The following is a 15,378-nucleotide window of genomic DNA, read 5'->3' on the forward strand; positions in this document are numbered from 1 at the left end:
GAGGGTAATCCGGCGCGCCACTGGGTAATCTCGGCTGACATGGAGCACGAGGTGTTCGTTCCGGTTCCGGCCCGGCGGCTGCGGGCGGTGCTCGCCGATCCCGCGCGGGTGGCCCGCGCGGTACCCGGGCTTCAGCAGGAGGCGGGGGCCGAGCCCGTCGCCGGCCGGCTGAAGGTGCGTATCGGCGGCCACTCCATCACCTACCGGGGCACGCTGCGGGTCCGCCCCCGCGACGACGGCGGGTACGCCGTCGAGGGCGAGGCGACCGAGTCGCGCGGCAGCGGTGCGGTGAGGATCGGGCTCACCCTCGGCCTCCGCGACACCGACGAGGGCACCGCCCTCGTCTTCGGCGGCACCGCCTCCGCCGGGGGCCGGGCCGCCGGGCTGGCCCCGGACGCCGTACGGTCCGCCGCGACCCGGCTGCTGCACCGCTTCGCGCACAACCTGGCGGCGGGCGCCGCCGAGTCCGTCCGGTCGTCGGCCACGGAGGACTTCGCCCCGGCGGCGACCGGCGACTTCGAGGCCGGTCCGGACGCGGACGACGCCCCGGTGCCGCCGCCCGGCCCGGATGCTGGTGAGGACACGGACACGAGCGCCGCCGACCGTATCGACGGTACGGAACCCGCCGAACCGTCCGGGCACCGCTCCGTCTTCGACACCGAGGTCCCGCCGTCGTCGCTGGACCCGCTGGCCGACGACGAGGACGCGTCCGATGCCACCGACGACGACAGCGACGACAGCGACGGCATCAATGACAGCGACGACAGCGACGAGGGCGCGGGCGAGGACCTGGGCCGGGATCCGGGCGAGGGCCCGGAGGCGAGCGAAGGCGCGGCGGCGGGCGGTGGCACGGACCAGGGCCTTCCCCCCGGTCCCGTAGGTCCCGCCGGTCCCGGCGGTCTGCCCGCCGACGACGACTTCGGCTCGGCCGGCACCCCGCCCGCCGAGGCGGCGCACGCCCGGCGCACGATGATCGGACGCAGCGCGGAGGAGGTGGACCACGCCCCGCCGCGCGGTCGCTACGCCCCCGTGCCCGCCCCCCTCACCGTCTCCGCCCACTCCACCCTGCGCTGGGCCGCCCCCGCCGCCGCCCTGATGGTGGCCGGCGCGATCGTCGTGGGCCGGGCACTCAGGCGGCGCCGCTGACCCCGGCGCGGGTCCGGTGCGGGTCCGGCGCGGCCCCGGCGCGCGTCGGAGCGGCGGCCGGTACCGCCCGTGTTCTCCCGACCGGCCCAGTAGCCTCGTCGCGTGAGCGACGACGACATCACGCTGACCGCGGGCGACGCGGAAGCGACCGTACGGCCGGGGCACGGCGCCCGCATCGGCGGACTCCGGGTGGGCGGCCTCGAACTGCTCCGCCAGGGCGACCGGTTCGGCTGTTTCCCGATGGTCCCCTGGTGCGGCCGGATCCGGGAGGGCAGGTTCCGGGACGGCGCCACCGTCCACCAGATGCCGCTCAACTCCCCGCCGCACGCCATCCACGGCACGGCGCGCGACGGCGTCTGGAAGACGGCCCGCGTGTCGGAGAACGAGGCGGTGCTGACGTACGACCTCGGCGAGCCGTGGCCCTACCCCGGCCGGATCACCCAGGTGGTCGCGCTGTCCGAGGACGCGCTGACGCTGTCGATGGCCGTGGAGACGTACGACTCGTCGTTCCCGGCGCAGATCGGCTGGCACCCGTGGTTCAACCGCACCCTGGACGGGCAGGACGTGCGCCTCGACTTCACGCCCGCCTGGCAGGAGGAGCGCGGCGGCGACCACCTGCCCACCGGCCGTCGCATCGACCCGCTGCCCGGCCCCTGGGACGACTGCTTCGGCATGCCCGGCGGTGTCGGCGTCACCCTCACCTGGCCCGAGCGGCTGGAGCTGGAGGTGACCAGCCCCGAGGAGTGGGTCGTGGTCTACGACGAGCAGGAGGCCGCGGTGTGCGTGGAGCCGCAGACCGGGCCGCCGGACGGGCTCAACACCTGTCCGCGCCTGGTCACGCCCCTGGAGCCGCTGGAGGCGACGACGACCTGGTCCTGGCGCCGCCTCTAAGCTGACTGCCATGAGCGACGTTCGCGGCGAGCTGCTGCAACAGATCAAGGACAAGGCCGTGGTGCACGGCAAGGTGACCCTGTCGTCGGGGAAGGAGGCCGACTACTACGTCGACCTCCGCCGCATCACCCTGGACGGCGTGGCGGCCCCGCTGGTCGGTCAGGTCATGCTCGACCTGACCGCCGACCTGGACTTCGAGGCGGTCGGCGGCCTGACCCTGGGCGCCGACCCGGTGGCCACGGCGATGCTGCACGCCGCCGCCGCGCGCGGCAGGACGCTCGACGCGTTCGTCGTGCGCAAGGCGGGCAAGGCGCACGGCCTCCAGCGCCGGATCGAGGGCACCGAGGTGGCGGGCCGCCGGGTGCTCGCCGTGGAGGACACCTCCACCACCGGCGGTTCGGTGCTGACCGCCGTGGAGGCGCTGCGCGAGGCGGGCGCCGAGGTCGTCGCCGTCGCCACGATCGTGGACCGGGCCACCGGCGCCGCCGAGGCGGTCGCCGAGCAGGCGGGCGTGCCGTACGTGTTCGCGTACTCCAAGGACGACCTGGGCCTGGACTGACGGGGGCCGGGGCGCCCGCCGCGGCCCCGCGAGACGGTTGTCCACAGGCGGGGCGACCCGGTCATCCACAGGCTGGACAGGGTGTCCGAACCATCCGGCTCCGTCTGCGAAGATGGGGCCGACGATGACGTCACTCCCTAGGTCAGGGCCGTAAGTACGCAGAACGCACCCCGCACATACAAGGAGCGGACAGATGCCCATCGCAACCCCCGACGTCTACAACGAGATGCTCGACCGGGCGAAGGCAGGCAAGTTCGCCTACCCGGCCATCAACGTGACGTCCTCGCAGACCCTGAACGCGGCCCTGCGCGGTTTCGCCGAGGCGGAGAGCGACGGCATCGTCCAGATCTCCACGGGTGGTGCCGAGTTCCTGGGCGGCCAGTACAGCAAGGACATGGTCACCGGTGCCGTGGCCCTGGCCGAGTACGCGCACATCATCGCCGAGAAGTACCCGGTCAACATCGCGCTGCACACCGACCACTGTCCGAAGGACAAGCTCGACGGGTACGTGCGTCCGCTGCTCGCGCTCTCCAAGAAGCGCGTCGAGGCCGGTCTCGACCCGCTGTTCCAGTCCCACATGTGGGACGGCTCCGCGGAGACCCTCGCCGACAACCTCCGGATCGCGCAGGAGCTGCTGGAGCAGGCTCGCGCCGCCAAGATCATCCTGGAGGTGGAAATCACCCCGACCGGCGGTGAGGAGGACGGCGTCTCCCACGAGATCAACGACTCGCTGTACACCACGGTCGACGACGCGGTCCGCACCGCCGAGGCGCTGGGCCTGGGCGACAAGGGCCGCTACCTGCTGGCCGCCTCCTTCGGCAACGTGCACGGTGTGTACAAGCCGGGCAACGTCGTCCTGCGCCCCGACCTCCTCAAGGAGCTGAACGAGGGCATCGCCGCCAAGTACGGCCGCCCCGCGGGCAGCAAGCCGTTCGACTTCGTCTTCCACGGCGGCTCCGGCTCCACGGAGGAGGAGATCCGCACCGCGCTGGAGAACGGCGTGGTCAAGATGAACATCGACACGGACACCCAGTACGCCTTCACCCGTCCGGTCGTCGACCACATGTTCAAGAACTACGACGGCGTCCTCAAGGTCGACGGCGAGGTCGGCTCCAAGAAGACCTACGACCCGCGCACCTGGGGCAAGCTGGCCGAGGCCGGCATGGCCGCGCGCGTGGTGGAGGCCTGCGGCAACCTGCGCTCGACCGGCACCCGCATCAAGTAGCCGACCGGGGCGGTTCGTTCCGCGCGCCCGCCCCCGACGCACCAGCGAGCCCGCGCCGTCCGGCGCGGGCTCGCTGTGTGTCCGGGGGCGGGCGCGGGGCGGGTCAGCGCTTCAGCTCGGCGTACGCCTCCGCGCTGCTGTCCTGGAGGAACTGCCGGCACCGCTCCGCCTCGTCGGTCTCCTCGATCTCCCCGGCGGCACGCGCGAGGGCGGCCAGGCAGCGCAGGAATCCGCGGTTGGCGCGGTGGTCCCAGGGGATGGGGCCGTGCCCCTTCCAGCCGGCCCGGCGGAGCTGGTCGAGACCGCGGTGGTACCCGGTGCGCGCGTACGCGTACGACGCGACGACCCGCCCCTCCTCGAACGCGTCGTCGGCGAGCATCGCCCAGGCCAGCGAGAACGTCGGATGCTTCGCCGCGACCTCGGCCGGCGAGCGGGACTCCTCGCCCAGCAGGCGGTAGGCGTCCTCGTTCTCCGGGAGGTAGGTCGGCTCCGGGCCGCCCAGCAGGTTCTTGTGCGTGGTCATGAAAGCAGTCTGCCACCCGGCGCCCGGCAGCCGGGACGCCGTTGCCCGGTCGGTGACGCGGCGCTGCGGGCCGGTCGGTGACGGGATGCTGCGGGCTGGTCGGTTCGCGTGCGCGCACGCGTGCACGCACGCGTGCGAGTGGGGCGCGTGCACGGTGGGGACTGCGCCGGTGCCGGACGGTGCCGGAGGGGGGCGGACGGTGCCGGAGGGGGGCGGGCCGGGTGCCGGACGGAGGTGCGGGGCACCGGTCCGGCCTTGCGATCTGTGCCGAGGCTGCGCAGGATGCGGGTGGGGACCGGGGCCCCCGTGCCGGCATCGGCAGGGGCGGACCGCTACCCGGAGTACATGCAGGAGACAGCGATGTCCCACCAGGCTCGACCGACCCCCCGGCCCGCCGAGGCAGCTGAGCCCGAGACCCCGCATCTCGACTTCGAAGGCACCACGCCCTACGAGGACTACGTCAGGGCGGACGTCCTCACCCACCTCCAGCACACCCTCTCCGACGACCCCGGCGAGATGGTCTTCCTGGTCACCTCCCAGGTCATGGAGCTGTGGTTCACCGTCATCGTCCACGAGTGGGAGACCGCGGCCCGCGCGCTGCGCGCCGACGACGTCCCCACGGCGACCGCCGCGCTGAAGCGGTCCGTACGCGAGCTGGACGCGCTGAACGCCTCCTGGAAACCGCTCGGCCAGCTCACCCCCACCCAGTTCAACAGCTACCGGAGCGCTCTCGGGGAGGGCTCCGGGTTCCAGTCGGCGATGTACCGGCGCATGGAGTTCCTGCTCGGCGAGAAGTCCGCGTCGATGCTCGTCCCGCACCGCGGCGCCCCCCGCGTCCACGCCGAGCTGGAGAAGGCGCTGCACGAGCCGAGCCTGTACGACGAGGTCCTGCGGCTGCTCGCGCGGCGCGGGCATCCGGTCCCGGACGCCGTCCTGCACCGCGACCTCACCCTGCGCTACGAGCCGTCGCCCGAGGTGGAGGCCGTCTGGACGGCGCTCTACGCCGGTGACGAGGCCGATCAGCTCGCCCGTCTCGGCGAGGCGCTGACGGACGTGGCCGAGCTGGTGTGGCGATGGCGCAACGACCACCTGGTCGCCACCCGGCGCGCGATGGGTGCCAAGTCCGGCACGGGCGGCTCCGCCGGGGTGGCCTGGCTGGAGAAGCGCGCGCAGAAGAACGTCTTTCCCGAGCTGTGGACGGCGAGGTCCCATGTCTGAGATCCAGGTGTCCGAGACGTCAGAGGCGTCTGAGGTGTCCGAGGTGTCCGAGAAGCCGGTGCCGGGCGATGCCCTCGCGGGCAGGGCGGAGAAGCTCGACGCGGCCGACGCGCTGGCCGCCGTGCGCGAGCGGTTCGTCCTGGACGACGTCGTCTACCTCGACGGGAACTCGCTGGGCGCGCTCCCGGCGCACGTACCGGACCGGGTCGCCGACGTCGTCCGCCGCCAGTGGGGCGAGCTGCGCATCCGCTCCTGGGACGAGAGCGGCTGGTGGACCGCGCCCGAACGGATCGGCGACCGGATCGCCCCGTTGGTCGGAGCGGCGCCGGGCCGGATCGTGGTGGGCGACTCGACGAGCGTCAACGTCTTCAAGGCGCTGGTCGCGGCCGTGCGGATGGCCCGCGAGACGGGCGGGAGCGGCCAGGGCGGCCAGGGCGGCCAGGGTGGCGAGGGCGGCGGGGGCGGCGAGGGGTCCGCGCGGGACGAGATCCTGGTCGACGCGACCACCTTCCCCACGGACGGGTACATCGCGCGCTCCGCGGCCCGGATGACCGGCTGCGAGGTGCGTCCCGTGGCGCCCGCCGAGGTGCCGGGCGCCCTGTCCGGGCGGACCGCGGCGGTCCTGCTCAACCACGTCGACTACCGCACCGGCCGCCTGCACGACCTGCCGTCGCTCACGGCCGCCGTGCACGCGGCGGGCGCGTACGCCGTCTGGGACCTGTGCCACAGCGCGGGCGCCCTGCCCATCGGCCTGGACGAGCACGGCGTCGCCCTGGCGGTGGGCTGCACCTACAAGTACCTGAACGGCGGCCCGGGGTCACCGGCCTTCCTGTACGTCCGCCAGGACCTCCAGGAGCGGTTCGACTCGCCGCTGCCCGGCTGGAACTCGCACGCCGAGCCCTTCGGCATGCGCCCGGAGTACGAACCGGCGCACGGCGCGCTGCGCGGCCGGGTCGGCACGCCCGACATCCTCTCCCTGCTCGCCCTCGAAGCCTCGCTGGAGGTCTGGGACGGGGTGCCGATCGAGGCGGTGCGGGCCAAGTCCCTCGCGCTCACGGACTTCTTCCTGGAGTGCGTCGCGGCGTACGTGCCCGCCGGGCGTGTGGAGTGCGTGACCCCGGCGGAGCACGGCCTGCGCGGCAGCCAGATCGCCCTGCGCTGCCCCGACGCGGGGCCCGTGATGAAGCGGCTGATCGAACGGGGCGTGGTCGGCGACTTCCGCCGCCCGGACGTCCTCCGCTTCGGCTTCACGCCGCTCTACGTCGGGTTCGGCGACGCGGAGCGCGCGGCACGGGTGCTGGCGGAGGTGCTGGCGGAGGCACCCGGCGAGGAGTAGGCGCGGGCGCCGACGCCTGGTGAGGTGCGGGCGGTGGGGCGGTTCCCCGGCGGTCTTCGGGCCGGTGCGCGCGGGGAGCCGCCCGCGGCCCCGCCGCTGCCCTCCGCGCGCACCTCACCGAGCGTGACATCCGCGTGTAGGCCCACGTCACCGGCCTGATACCGTCCCGGCCAACGGCCGAACACCATTCCTCGTCCGTCCCAAGTACGTTACGCCGCTGAGAGGTTGGAGCATGCCGGACGCCGCCGCACCCCGCGATGCCGCGCAGTCGCAGAACACCGCGGGCGGTGCCGCCGCAGACCGTGCCGACGCCGCTCGTACGGCGCAGACGCGTGCCGCGGCGGAGGAGGCGGCCCTCCTGTCCCTCCCGGCCGTGGACCCGGACGCCACCGCCGCGTACGGCGACCACCCGGACCAGGTGATCGACTTCTACGCCCCGCGCCCGGGGGCCGGTGCGGTGCGCGGGGAGGCGCCCGGGTCGGCTCCGCTGGTGGTGGTGCTGCACGGCGGCGCCTGGCGGGCGCCGTACGACCGCCGCCACATCACCCCGTTCGCGGACTTCCTCGCGCGCCGGGGCTTCGCCGTGGCCAACGTCGAGTACCGGCGCGGCGGCACGTCCGCCGCGCAGACCGCGGGCGGGGCGGACGCGGGCCCGGTGGCGGGCCGCTGGCCGGACACCTTCGACGACGTGGCCGCGGCGCTCGACGCGCTGCCCGCCCTGGTGCGCGAGGCCGTGCCCCGGGCGGACCCGCGGCGCACGGTGCTGACCGGGCACTCGGCGGGCGGCCAGCTCGCCCTGTGGGCGGCGGCCCGGCACGTCCTGCCCGCCGACGCGCCCTGGCGCACGGACCGCCCCGTCCCGCTGCGCGGCGTGGTCGCCCTCGCACCGATCGCCGACTTCGAGGTCGCCGGGAAACTCGGGGTGTGCGGCGGGGCGGCGCTCCAACTCCTCGGCGGTGCCGACGGGTTCGCCGCCCGCAGGGCGTACGCCGATCCGGCCCTGCTGCTGCCGACCGGCATCGCGACGACGGTGGTGCAGGGACGGTCCGACGTGGAGGTGCCGCAGGCGGTCGCGGAGTCGTACACGGAGGCGGCGGCCAAGGCGGGCGAGGTGGTGGGCCTGACCCTGCTGGGGGAGGTCGGCCACTTCCCGCTGATCGACCCGGCGGCGGACGCCTGCGCGGTGGTGGCGGAGGAGATCGCCCAACTGGCCTGGTGAGGCGGTCGGGTGCGGGGCCGGTTCGGGTCGGGGTTGGTTGCTGCGGTCCTGTGCCTGGGGCCGGGGCTGGGCCCGGGGTCGGGGCCGGTCCGGTCATACCCCTAGTACCTGTAGTACCTGAGAGCTACGGCGGAGGACAGCTCCGTGGCGGGACGCGAGCGACGTCCCCGGATCCGTAATTTCCCTTCCAGGCGAGCCCGGTGAGCGGGCCGGGCTGAGGGGGAGACGGGCCATGGGGCTTGAGCCGGGGCGGGGACGGGGACTAGGGCCGGTCCTGAGGCCGGGCGCGGCGCGGGAGCGGTCGCGGGCGGCGCCGGGGACGGAGACGGCCTGTGCGGGGGCAGCCTGTACGAAGGCGGCCTGTACGGAGACGGCCTGTACGAAGGCGGCCGGGCCGCGTGCGGGTGACGAGTCCCGCACGGCGGGCGGCACTTGCGCGGCGCCAGAGGCGGAGGCGGAGTCGGAGGCGGCGTCCCCGGCCCGCCGGGGGCATCGCGCACGGGGACGGCGGCGCGCCCTGCTCGCCGTTCTCGTCATCGCGGCGGTGGTCGTGCCCCTGTCGGGGGCGGCCCGTCCGGAGATCCCCGCCCCGGCTCCCGCGGCCCTCGCCGCCCCGACCCGGGCCACGCTGGAGGCGGACTACGCGGCCAACCGCGCCAACGCCGCGCAGGCGTCCCGCATGGCCGCCGCCCACGGCGACACGCACCGCGCCGCCGTGGACCGGGAGCTGGCCTCGCCCGCCCGTCGGCTGCTGGCCTTCGACGGACGCGGACCGGGCCTGGCCAGCGAGGTACTGGGCGACCTGGCGCACGCCGACCGGGTGGCCGTCCTCGTCCCCGGCTCCGACACCTCGCTCGACACCTGGGGCAGATTCCGGTCCGGTGCGCTGTCCCTGTACCGCGAGCTGACCCGCCGGGCCCCGGCCGGGACGCACCCGGCGGTCGTCGCCTGGCTCGGCTACCGCACCCCCGCCACCGTCAGCACCACCGTCCTCACCCCCGGCCGCGCCGAGCAGGCGGCCCCGCACCTGAGGCGGCTGGTGCGGGACCTGCGGACGGTCACGGATGCGCCGGGCCGCCCGGCCCGCCTCACCCTGGTGTGCCACTCCTACGGTTCGGTGGTCTGCGGCGCGGCCGCCACCGGCCTCGACGTCTCCGACATCGCCCTCGTCGGCAGCCCCGGCACGGGAGCCGCCTCCGTGGCCGCGCTGCACACCCCGGCCCGGGTGTGGGCGGCCCGCGGCGCCGACGACTGGGTGGCGCATGTGCCCCATGTGCGGGCCGACCTGTTCGGCACGACCGTCGGCCTGGGCGCCGACCCCATGGACCCGGCCTTCGGCGCCCGGGTCTTCCCGGCCGGGGCGGGAGGCCACAGCGCCTACTTCACCCCCGGCTCCCCGTCGCTGACCAACCTGGCCCGGATCGTGCTGGGCACCCCCGTCGACCGGGGCACCCCCGAGGAGGAGCGGTGACCGACACGACCCGTGCGTCCGGGCCCGCGCCCGCCGTGCGCGCCCGCATGACCCTGCCCGACCGGATACGGGCCGCGGCCCGGCGGACCGACGAGGCCACCCCGCCCCGGCGGGACCGGGCGGTGGACGCGCTGCGCGCGTTCGCGATCCTCGGTGTGGTCCTCGGCCACTGGCTGGTCACGGCCCTGGTCGCGGGCGGCGGCACCGGATCGCACCCGGCGCTGCACACCGCGAGCCCCCTCCAGCACATGCCCTGGCTGGCGCCCGTCTCCTGGGTCTTCCAGACCCTCGCCGTGTTCTTCCTGGTCGGCGGCCATGTGGCGACCCGAGGATATGTCTCGGCGCGGGCCCGGGGGGTCACCTACCCGCGGTGGCTGAGCCAGCGGCTGTCCCGGCTGTTCCGGCCGGCCGCCGCGGTCCTGACGGTGTGGGCGCTCGCCGCGGGCGCCCTGCTGCTGACCGGTGCGGACCCGGGCACGGTCCGCACCCTCGTCAAGCTGGCGCTGTCCCCCATGTGGTTCCTCCTGGTCTTCGCCGCGCTGACGGCCGCGACCCCGCTGCTGGTCCGGCTCAACCCGCTGTGGCCGCTGGCCGTCGTCCTCCATGTGGACCTCCTGCGTTTCGGACTCGGCGCGCCCGGCTGGCTCGGCTGGCTGAACCTGCCCGCCGGCTGGCTGGTGCCGTACACCCTGGGCGCGGCGTGGACCCGCGGCGAGCTGCGCGGCCGCCGCGCGGCCTGGCTGCTGCTGACCGGCGGCGCGGCGGCCACCGTGCTCCTCGTCGCGGGTGCCGGATACCCGGCGTCGATGGTCGGCGTCCCGGGCGCGGCGGTCTCCAACCTCGACCCGCCGACCCTGGCCGCCGTCACCTTCGGCCTGGCCCAGTGCGGCCTGGCCCTGCTGCTGCGCGAGCGGCTCGGCCGGGCGATGCGCCGCCCGCTGGCCTGGACGGCCGTGGCCGCGGTCAACCTGTCCGCCATGACGATCTTCCTGTGGCACCAGACGGCCCTGATGGCGGTCACGGCCACGGGCCTGTTCGCGGGCCGCCTCCCCGGTCTGCACACCGTCCCCGACGGTCCGGGCTGGATCGCGTCCCGGCTGGTCTGGCTCCCGGTCTTCGCCCTGGCGCTCGGCGTCTGCCGGACCGCCTTCCGCGGCTGCGAGCAGGGCCCGCGCCGCCCCCGGAACCGGCCGTCCCGGGTGATCCGCGTGCACCGCGGCAGACCTCCGGCGTCCCAGCGGGGGCCGCGCCGTGCCTAGGTCCTCTCGGTCGGATCATGCCGGGCTCGCGGACCCTGGCAGCGCTCCCTCAGCCGCTCCGGCCCGAACGGAAGACCCTAGGCTGGGCGGCGTGCTGCGACGCCTCCGTACGACGCTGGGCGACCGCCCTTCACCGCTGTCCCCGCCCCTGTCCCGGTACCGCTGGCTGCGGGGGCTGGTCTATCTGGTGGTCCTCTGGCTCGCGCTGTTCCTGCCGCTGGAGGGCGGCCGGGAGATGGCCCACAACTACCGGTTCACCGCGCAGTTCGGCTTCGCCGCGGGGGCCGCCCAGGCCACCGCCGTCGTCCTGGCCCTGTGGCGGCCGGCCTTGGCCTGGGCGCTGTCCCTGGGCGCGGCGGTGGCCACCGCCGTCTGGGGACGCGAGTCCCTGCTGCTCGCCTTCCACCTGGACATACCGGCCCCCGCCCCGACCGGCCTGGCACCGGGCGGCGGTCCGAGCTGGCCGTGGACCGTACCGGAGCTGGCCGCGCACACCGCCGTGCTGATCCTGTTCGCGCTGCGGCTGCCGGCCCGGCACGCGGTCGCCGCGCTGCTGGTCACCGGGCTGGCGACCTACGGCCTTGAGGGTGTCCTGGGTGCCCAGAGGGTCACCGGCACCGGGATCGCGGCGTTCGTCGTGTTCGCCGTGGCCGTCCTGGTCGGCGGCGCCCTGCGCGGCCTGCGCGAGGCCCGCTCCCAGCTCGTGGAGCAGACCACGATCACGGCCGAGGAGCGGTCCCGGCGCACCCTCCTGGAGGAGCGCAGCCGTATCGCCCGGGAACTGCACGACGTGGTCGCCCACCACATGTCGGTCATCTCCATCCAGGCGCAGGTCGCTCCCCATCTCACCCCGCACCCCTCGGACGAGCTGAGGGAGAACCTCGCCGGCATCCGGCAGAACGCCCTGGAGGCGCTCGCCGAGCTGCGCCGGGTCCTCGGCGTGCTGCGTTCGGCCGACCCGGACGACCCCTACGGCCTGGGGGAGTCCGGGACGAGCGCCGCTCCCCGGGCCCCGCAGCCCACCCTCGACCGCCTCGGCGCGCTCGTGGAGAACACCCGCACCGCGGGGCTGACCGTCTCCATGGAGGTCACGGACGCCCGGGACGCCGCGGAGCCCTATCCGCCGGGCGTGGAGCTTTCGGCGTACCGGATCGTCCAGGAGGCGCTGAGCAACGCGCTGCGGCACGCGCCGGGGTCGACGGTCCGCGTCGAGGTCGCCCACGACCGCGCCGGTCTGCACATGAGTGTGATCAACTCGCGTCCGCGGTATCCCGTCGCGCCGTCCCCGGGCGCCGGGCACGGTCTGCTCGGCATGCGCGAGCGGGCGGGCATGCTGGGCGGGAACGTCACCGCGACCAGAACCCTGCACGGAGGGTTCGCGGTCACCGCCTTCCTGCCCCGTGACGGCACGGTCCCGGACACCGAGCCGACCCCGCTCCCGGGCAACGTCCTCTCCGTGGTCCACCCGGACCCGGACAGCGTTCCCGTCATGTACCTCGAACTGCCGACCGGGCCCGCCGCCCCAGAGGCCGCGCCCGATCCCGGCCCACCGCCCCGGACAGGAGAAGAGAACCCATGAGCAGCGGCACCATCCGCGTCCTCATCGCCGACGACCAGCAGATGGTCCGGCAGGGCTTCACCGTGCTGCTCGACACCCAGCCGGACATCGAGGTGGTCGGCCAGGCCGTGGACGGGCTGGACGCCGTCGCCAAGGTCGCCGCGTCCGCCCCGGACGTCGTCCTCATGGACATCCGCATGCCCGAGCTGAACGGCATCGAGGCCACCCGCCGCGTCACCGCGGCCACCCCCGGCACGAAGGTCCTGGTGCTCACCACCTTCGACCTCGACGAGTACGTGTACGAGGCGCTGTGCGCGGGCGCGTCCGGGTTCCTCCTCAAGGACGCCTCCGCCGACCAGCTGGCCGAGGCGGTCCGCGTGGTCGCGGCCGGTGACGCGCTGCTGGCACCGGGCATCACGCGCAAGCTGATCGCCGAGTTCTCCCGGATGAACGGCAAGCCCCGCGCCCCCCTGAAGGCCCGTGTCGGCGACCTCACCGAGCGGGAGACGGAGGTGCTCAGCCTGATCGCCCAGGGCCTGTCCAACGCGGAGATCGCCGAGCACCTCGTCGTCGCCGAGCAGACGGTGAAGACGCACGTCGGCCGCATCCTGGTGAAGCTGGGCCTGCGGGACCGCACGCAGGCGGCCGTGTTCGCGTACGAGTCGGGGCTGGTCCGTCCCTCGGGGTACTGAGCGCGGGCGGCGGCGGCCACCGGCCGGGGGAACCCGCCGCCGCGGACCGTGCGCGCGGCCGCGGACCGTACCCGTAGTACCTGAGAGGGATGCGGCAGGACCCCTCTCCAAGGGGACGACCGCGGCCCTCGCCGCCGCCTACCGTTTTCATCGTGACCGAGACGACTCAGACGCAGACGGCGCCGGACGGCGCGTTCAGCCCGTACAAACCCCGCAGCCCGGAGTACCGCCTCGCGGCCAACGCGCTGCGGGGGCTGCGCCAGGACCTGTTCCACGACGCCTCCGTGTACCGGCCGCTGCCCCGCATGAGGGTCGACGGCCCGCTGACCGGCCGGCTGCCGGGCCGCCTGCGCGAGTACGCGGCGCACACACCGCACATCCTGGTGGCGGGCATCGGCGTGCTGACCATGATCGCCGCCTGGCTCGGTGCGCAGGGCGGCGTGGCGGCTCCGTTCTACGCGCTGGCGGTCCTGGTCCCGCCGCTGGTGACCCTGGTCCGTCCGGCCCTGGCCTTCTGGCTGGCGCTGGCCGTGACCGCGCTCTCGTCGGTGCTCGCCGGTGGCTACGGCCTGTGGCCCTGGCAGCCGCCCGACTTCATCTCCTACCTGACGGTGCTCACGGTCGTGGCCCTGCGCACCCGGCCGCGCACGGCGGCCTGGATGTGGCTGATCACTGTGTTCTACACGGTCGCCGCCGAGTCCGTGCTCGGCTACCACTTCAGCAACAACTCGGCGCCCATGCTGCTGGTGTCCGCCCTCCTGCTGCTGGCCGTCACCGTCTGGCACATACGCAGGGACGCCGAGCAGACGGTGAGCGCCCAGCAGACGGTGACCGCGCACGAGCGCTCGCGCCGCACCCTGCTGGAGGAGCGCACCACCATCGCCCGCGAGCTGCACGACGTCGTGGCGCACCACATGTCCGTGGTCGCCATCCAGGCCGAGGCCGCCCCCTACCGGGTCCAGGACCCGCCACCGGAGCTGGCGAAGGCGTTCGCCACCATCCGGGAGAACGCGGTGGCGGCCCTCACCGAGCTGCGCCGGGTCCTCGGTGTCGTCCGCGCCGAGGACTACGAGGCCCCGGAGGCCCCGCAGCCCACCCTCGCGGACCTGGACCTCCTCCTGGAGAACGTGCGGGAGGCCGGTCTGTGCGTGGAGAAGGCCCTGACCGGCGCGGTGCGCGAACTCCCGCCGGGCGTCGAGCTGTCGGCGTACCGGATCGTGCAGGAGGCCCTGAGCAACACCCTGCGGCACGCGCCGGGCGCGAGCGCCCGGGTCGAGGTCGGCTATGTCCTCGGCGGCCTCGGTCTGCGGATCGTCAACGGCCCCGCGCCCGGCGGGCCCCTGGCCGAGTCCTCGCCCGGCAGCGGACACGGCATCACCGGCATGCGGGAGCGCGTCTCCATGCTGAACGGCGAGATGACGGCGGCCCCGGCGGACGACGGGGGTTATGAGGTGGCGGTCTTCCTGCCGGTGCCCCGGGAGTCCGACCGCGCGTCCGGTGACGGGACCGGCGGCGGGGCCGCGGCATGACGGCGGGCACGGGGAGCGCGCCGGGCGGAGCGGCGGCGGGCCCGATCCGGGTGCTGATCGCGGACGACCAGATGATGGTGCGGGAGGGTTTCTCGGTCCTGCTCAACGCCATGGCGGACATCGAGGTCGTCGGCGAGGCCGTCGACGGACGCGAGGCGGTGCGGCGGGTGCGCGAGCTGTCGCCGGACGTGGTGCTCATGGACATCCGCATGCCGGAGCTGAACGGCATCGAGGCGACCCGGGAGATAGTCGCCGCCGACGGCACCGCGAAGGTGCTGGTGCTGACCACCTTCGACCTCGACGAGTACGTGTACCAGGCGCTCCGGGCCGGGGCCTCCGGCTTCCTGCTCAAGGACGCCTCGGCGCGGCAGCTCGCCGACGGGGTGCGGGTGGTGGCGGCCGGCGAGGCGCTGCTCGCCCCCTCGGTCACCCGGCGGCTGATCACGGAGTTCTCCCGGATGTCCGGACCACCGCCACGCCCGGCGGGCGGCGTCCGGGCGGCCTACGGGGACCTGACCGAGCGGGAGACGGAGGTGCTGGTGCTGATCGCGCAGGGCCTGTCGAACGCGGAGATGGCCGAGCGGCTGGTGGTCGCCGAGTCCACGATCAAGACCCATGTGAGCCGGGTCCTGGTGAAGCTGGGCCTCAGGGACCGCACCCAGGCGGCGGTGTTCGCCTACGAGGCCCGGCTGGTCACACCGGGCTGAGCGGCGAGCCCTGCTCCCGCCCTGCTCAGACCCAGCTCAGGCCCT

At 74.8% G+C, this 15,378-nt stretch carries 14 protein-coding genes; 13 read left to right on the forward strand and 1 reads right to left on the reverse strand.

Features of this window, described 5'->3' with window-relative positions:
• Nucleotides 1–39: 39 nt before the first annotated feature.
• The 4 genes from ACWDYF_RS09175 (at nucleotide 40) to fbaA (ending at nucleotide 3,821) form a co-directional block, all read left to right on the forward strand.
• Nucleotides 40–1,146, forward strand: a complete 1,107-nt coding sequence (locus ACWDYF_RS09175) for an SRPBCC domain-containing protein (RefSeq protein ID WP_389462649.1) — start codon at nucleotides 40–42, stop codon at nucleotides 1,144–1,146.
• Nucleotides 1,147–1,248: 102 nt separating this feature from the next.
• Nucleotides 1,249–2,037: an aldose epimerase family protein gene (locus ACWDYF_RS09180; RefSeq protein ID WP_037894301.1), complete on the forward strand. Its 789-nt coding sequence runs from the start codon at nucleotides 1,249–1,251 to the stop codon at nucleotides 2,035–2,037.
• Nucleotides 2,038–2,047: 10 nt separating this feature from the next.
• Complete coding sequence (gene pyrE / locus ACWDYF_RS09185; RefSeq protein WP_018569007.1) at nucleotides 2,048–2,596, forward strand: orotate phosphoribosyltransferase; 549 nt, start codon at nucleotides 2,048–2,050, stop codon at nucleotides 2,594–2,596.
• 193 nt (nucleotides 2,597–2,789) lie between these two features.
• Nucleotides 2,790–3,821 carry a class II fructose-bisphosphate aldolase gene (gene fbaA / locus ACWDYF_RS09190; protein ID WP_018569006.1) on the forward strand — a complete coding sequence of 344 codons (1,032 nt, stop codon included), beginning with the start codon at nucleotides 2,790–2,792 and terminating at the stop codon, nucleotides 3,819–3,821.
• Between the two features lie 103 nt (nucleotides 3,822–3,924).
• On the opposite strand, the gene ACWDYF_RS09195 is transcribed toward fbaA, so the two are convergent.
• On the reverse strand, nucleotides 3,925–4,344 hold the full coding sequence (locus ACWDYF_RS09195) for a DUF3151 domain-containing protein (RefSeq protein WP_018569005.1): 420 nt from the start codon (nucleotides 4,342–4,344) through the stop codon (nucleotides 3,925–3,927).
• 360 nt (nucleotides 4,345–4,704) lie between these two features.
• Here ACWDYF_RS09195 and ACWDYF_RS09200 point away from each other — a divergent pair, with 360 nt between their 5' ends.
• The 9 genes from ACWDYF_RS09200 to ACWDYF_RS09240 all read left to right on the forward strand — a co-directional run bounded on the left by ACWDYF_RS09200 (nucleotide 4,705) and on the right by ACWDYF_RS09240 (nucleotide 15,333).
• Nucleotides 4,705–5,562, forward strand: a complete 858-nt coding sequence (locus ACWDYF_RS09200) for a tryptophan 2,3-dioxygenase family protein (RefSeq protein WP_381741045.1) — start codon at nucleotides 4,705–4,707, stop codon at nucleotides 5,560–5,562.
• Nucleotides 5,555–6,898: a kynureninase gene (locus ACWDYF_RS09205; protein WP_389462648.1), complete on the forward strand. Its 1,344-nt coding sequence runs from the start codon at nucleotides 5,555–5,557 to the stop codon at nucleotides 6,896–6,898. The genes ACWDYF_RS09200 and ACWDYF_RS09205 overlap by 8 nt, the downstream gene beginning before the upstream one ends.
• A 232-nt stretch (nucleotides 6,899–7,130) precedes the next feature.
• A complete protein-coding gene (locus ACWDYF_RS09210) occupies nucleotides 7,131–8,117 on the forward strand; it encodes an alpha/beta hydrolase (protein ID WP_389462647.1) in 987 nt (328 codons plus the stop codon).
• 550 nt (nucleotides 8,118–8,667) lie between these two features.
• Nucleotides 8,668–9,588: an alpha/beta hydrolase gene (locus ACWDYF_RS09215; protein ID WP_389462876.1), complete on the forward strand. Its 921-nt coding sequence runs from the start codon at nucleotides 8,668–8,670 to the stop codon at nucleotides 9,586–9,588.
• A gap of 47 nt (nucleotides 9,589–9,635) precedes the next feature.
• Entirely contained in the window at nucleotides 9,636–10,847 is a 1,212-nt protein-coding gene (locus ACWDYF_RS09220; protein ID WP_389462875.1) for an acyltransferase family protein, read from the forward strand.
• Between the two features lie 91 nt (nucleotides 10,848–10,938).
• Nucleotides 10,939–12,426 (forward strand): sensor histidine kinase, encoded by a 1,488-nt coding sequence (locus ACWDYF_RS09225; protein ID WP_389462646.1) that lies wholly within the window; start codon nucleotides 10,939–10,941, stop codon nucleotides 12,424–12,426.
• Nucleotides 12,423–13,097, forward strand: coding sequence for a response regulator (locus ACWDYF_RS09230; RefSeq protein ID WP_381740947.1), 675 nt, complete (start codon nucleotides 12,423–12,425; stop codon nucleotides 13,095–13,097). Before ACWDYF_RS09225 ends, ACWDYF_RS09230 begins: the two co-directional genes overlap by 4 nt.
• A 152-nt stretch (nucleotides 13,098–13,249) precedes the next feature.
• Nucleotides 13,250–14,626 (forward strand): sensor histidine kinase, encoded by a 1,377-nt coding sequence (locus tag ACWDYF_RS09235; RefSeq protein ID WP_389462645.1) that lies wholly within the window; start codon nucleotides 13,250–13,252, stop codon nucleotides 14,624–14,626.
• Nucleotides 14,623–15,333, forward strand: coding sequence for a response regulator (locus tag ACWDYF_RS09240; RefSeq protein WP_389462644.1), 711 nt, complete (start codon nucleotides 14,623–14,625; stop codon nucleotides 15,331–15,333). Before ACWDYF_RS09235 ends, ACWDYF_RS09240 begins: the two co-directional genes overlap by 4 nt.
• Nucleotides 15,334–15,378: the final 45 nt, after the last annotated feature.

The organism is Streptomyces sp. NPDC003284, from assembly GCF_053589675.1.

What these genes read in the sequence shown, in the direction of transcription:
- ACWDYF_RS09205 (WP_389462648.1), top strand. Translation starts at nt 5,555, where the DNA reads ATGTCTGAGATCCAGGTGTCCGAGACGTCAGAGGCGTCTGAGGTGTCC.
- ACWDYF_RS09200 (WP_381741045.1), top strand. Translation starts at nt 4,705, where the DNA reads ATGTCCCACCAGGCTCGACCGACCCCCCGGCCCGCCGAGGCAGCTGAG.
- ACWDYF_RS09195 (WP_018569005.1), bottom strand. Translation starts at nt 4,344, where the DNA reads ATGACCACGCACAAGAACCTGCTGGGCGGCCCGGAGCCGACCTACCTC.
- ACWDYF_RS09175 (WP_389462649.1), top strand. Translation starts at nt 40, where the DNA reads ATGGAGCACGAGGTGTTCGTTCCGGTTCCGGCCCGGCGGCTGCGGGCG.
- ACWDYF_RS09230 (WP_381740947.1), top strand. Translation starts at nt 12,423, where the DNA reads ATGAGCAGCGGCACCATCCGCGTCCTCATCGCCGACGACCAGCAGATG.
- ACWDYF_RS09220 (WP_389462875.1), top strand. Translation starts at nt 9,636, where the DNA reads ATGACCCTGCCCGACCGGATACGGGCCGCGGCCCGGCGGACCGACGAG.
- ACWDYF_RS09240 (WP_389462644.1), top strand. Translation starts at nt 14,623, where the DNA reads ATGACGGCGGGCACGGGGAGCGCGCCGGGCGGAGCGGCGGCGGGCCCG.
- pyrE (WP_018569007.1), top strand. Translation starts at nt 2,048, where the DNA reads ATGAGCGACGTTCGCGGCGAGCTGCTGCAACAGATCAAGGACAAGGCC.
- ACWDYF_RS09210 (WP_389462647.1), top strand. Translation starts at nt 7,131, where the DNA reads ATGCCGGACGCCGCCGCACCCCGCGATGCCGCGCAGTCGCAGAACACC.
- fbaA (WP_018569006.1), top strand. Translation starts at nt 2,790, where the DNA reads ATGCCCATCGCAACCCCCGACGTCTACAACGAGATGCTCGACCGGGCG.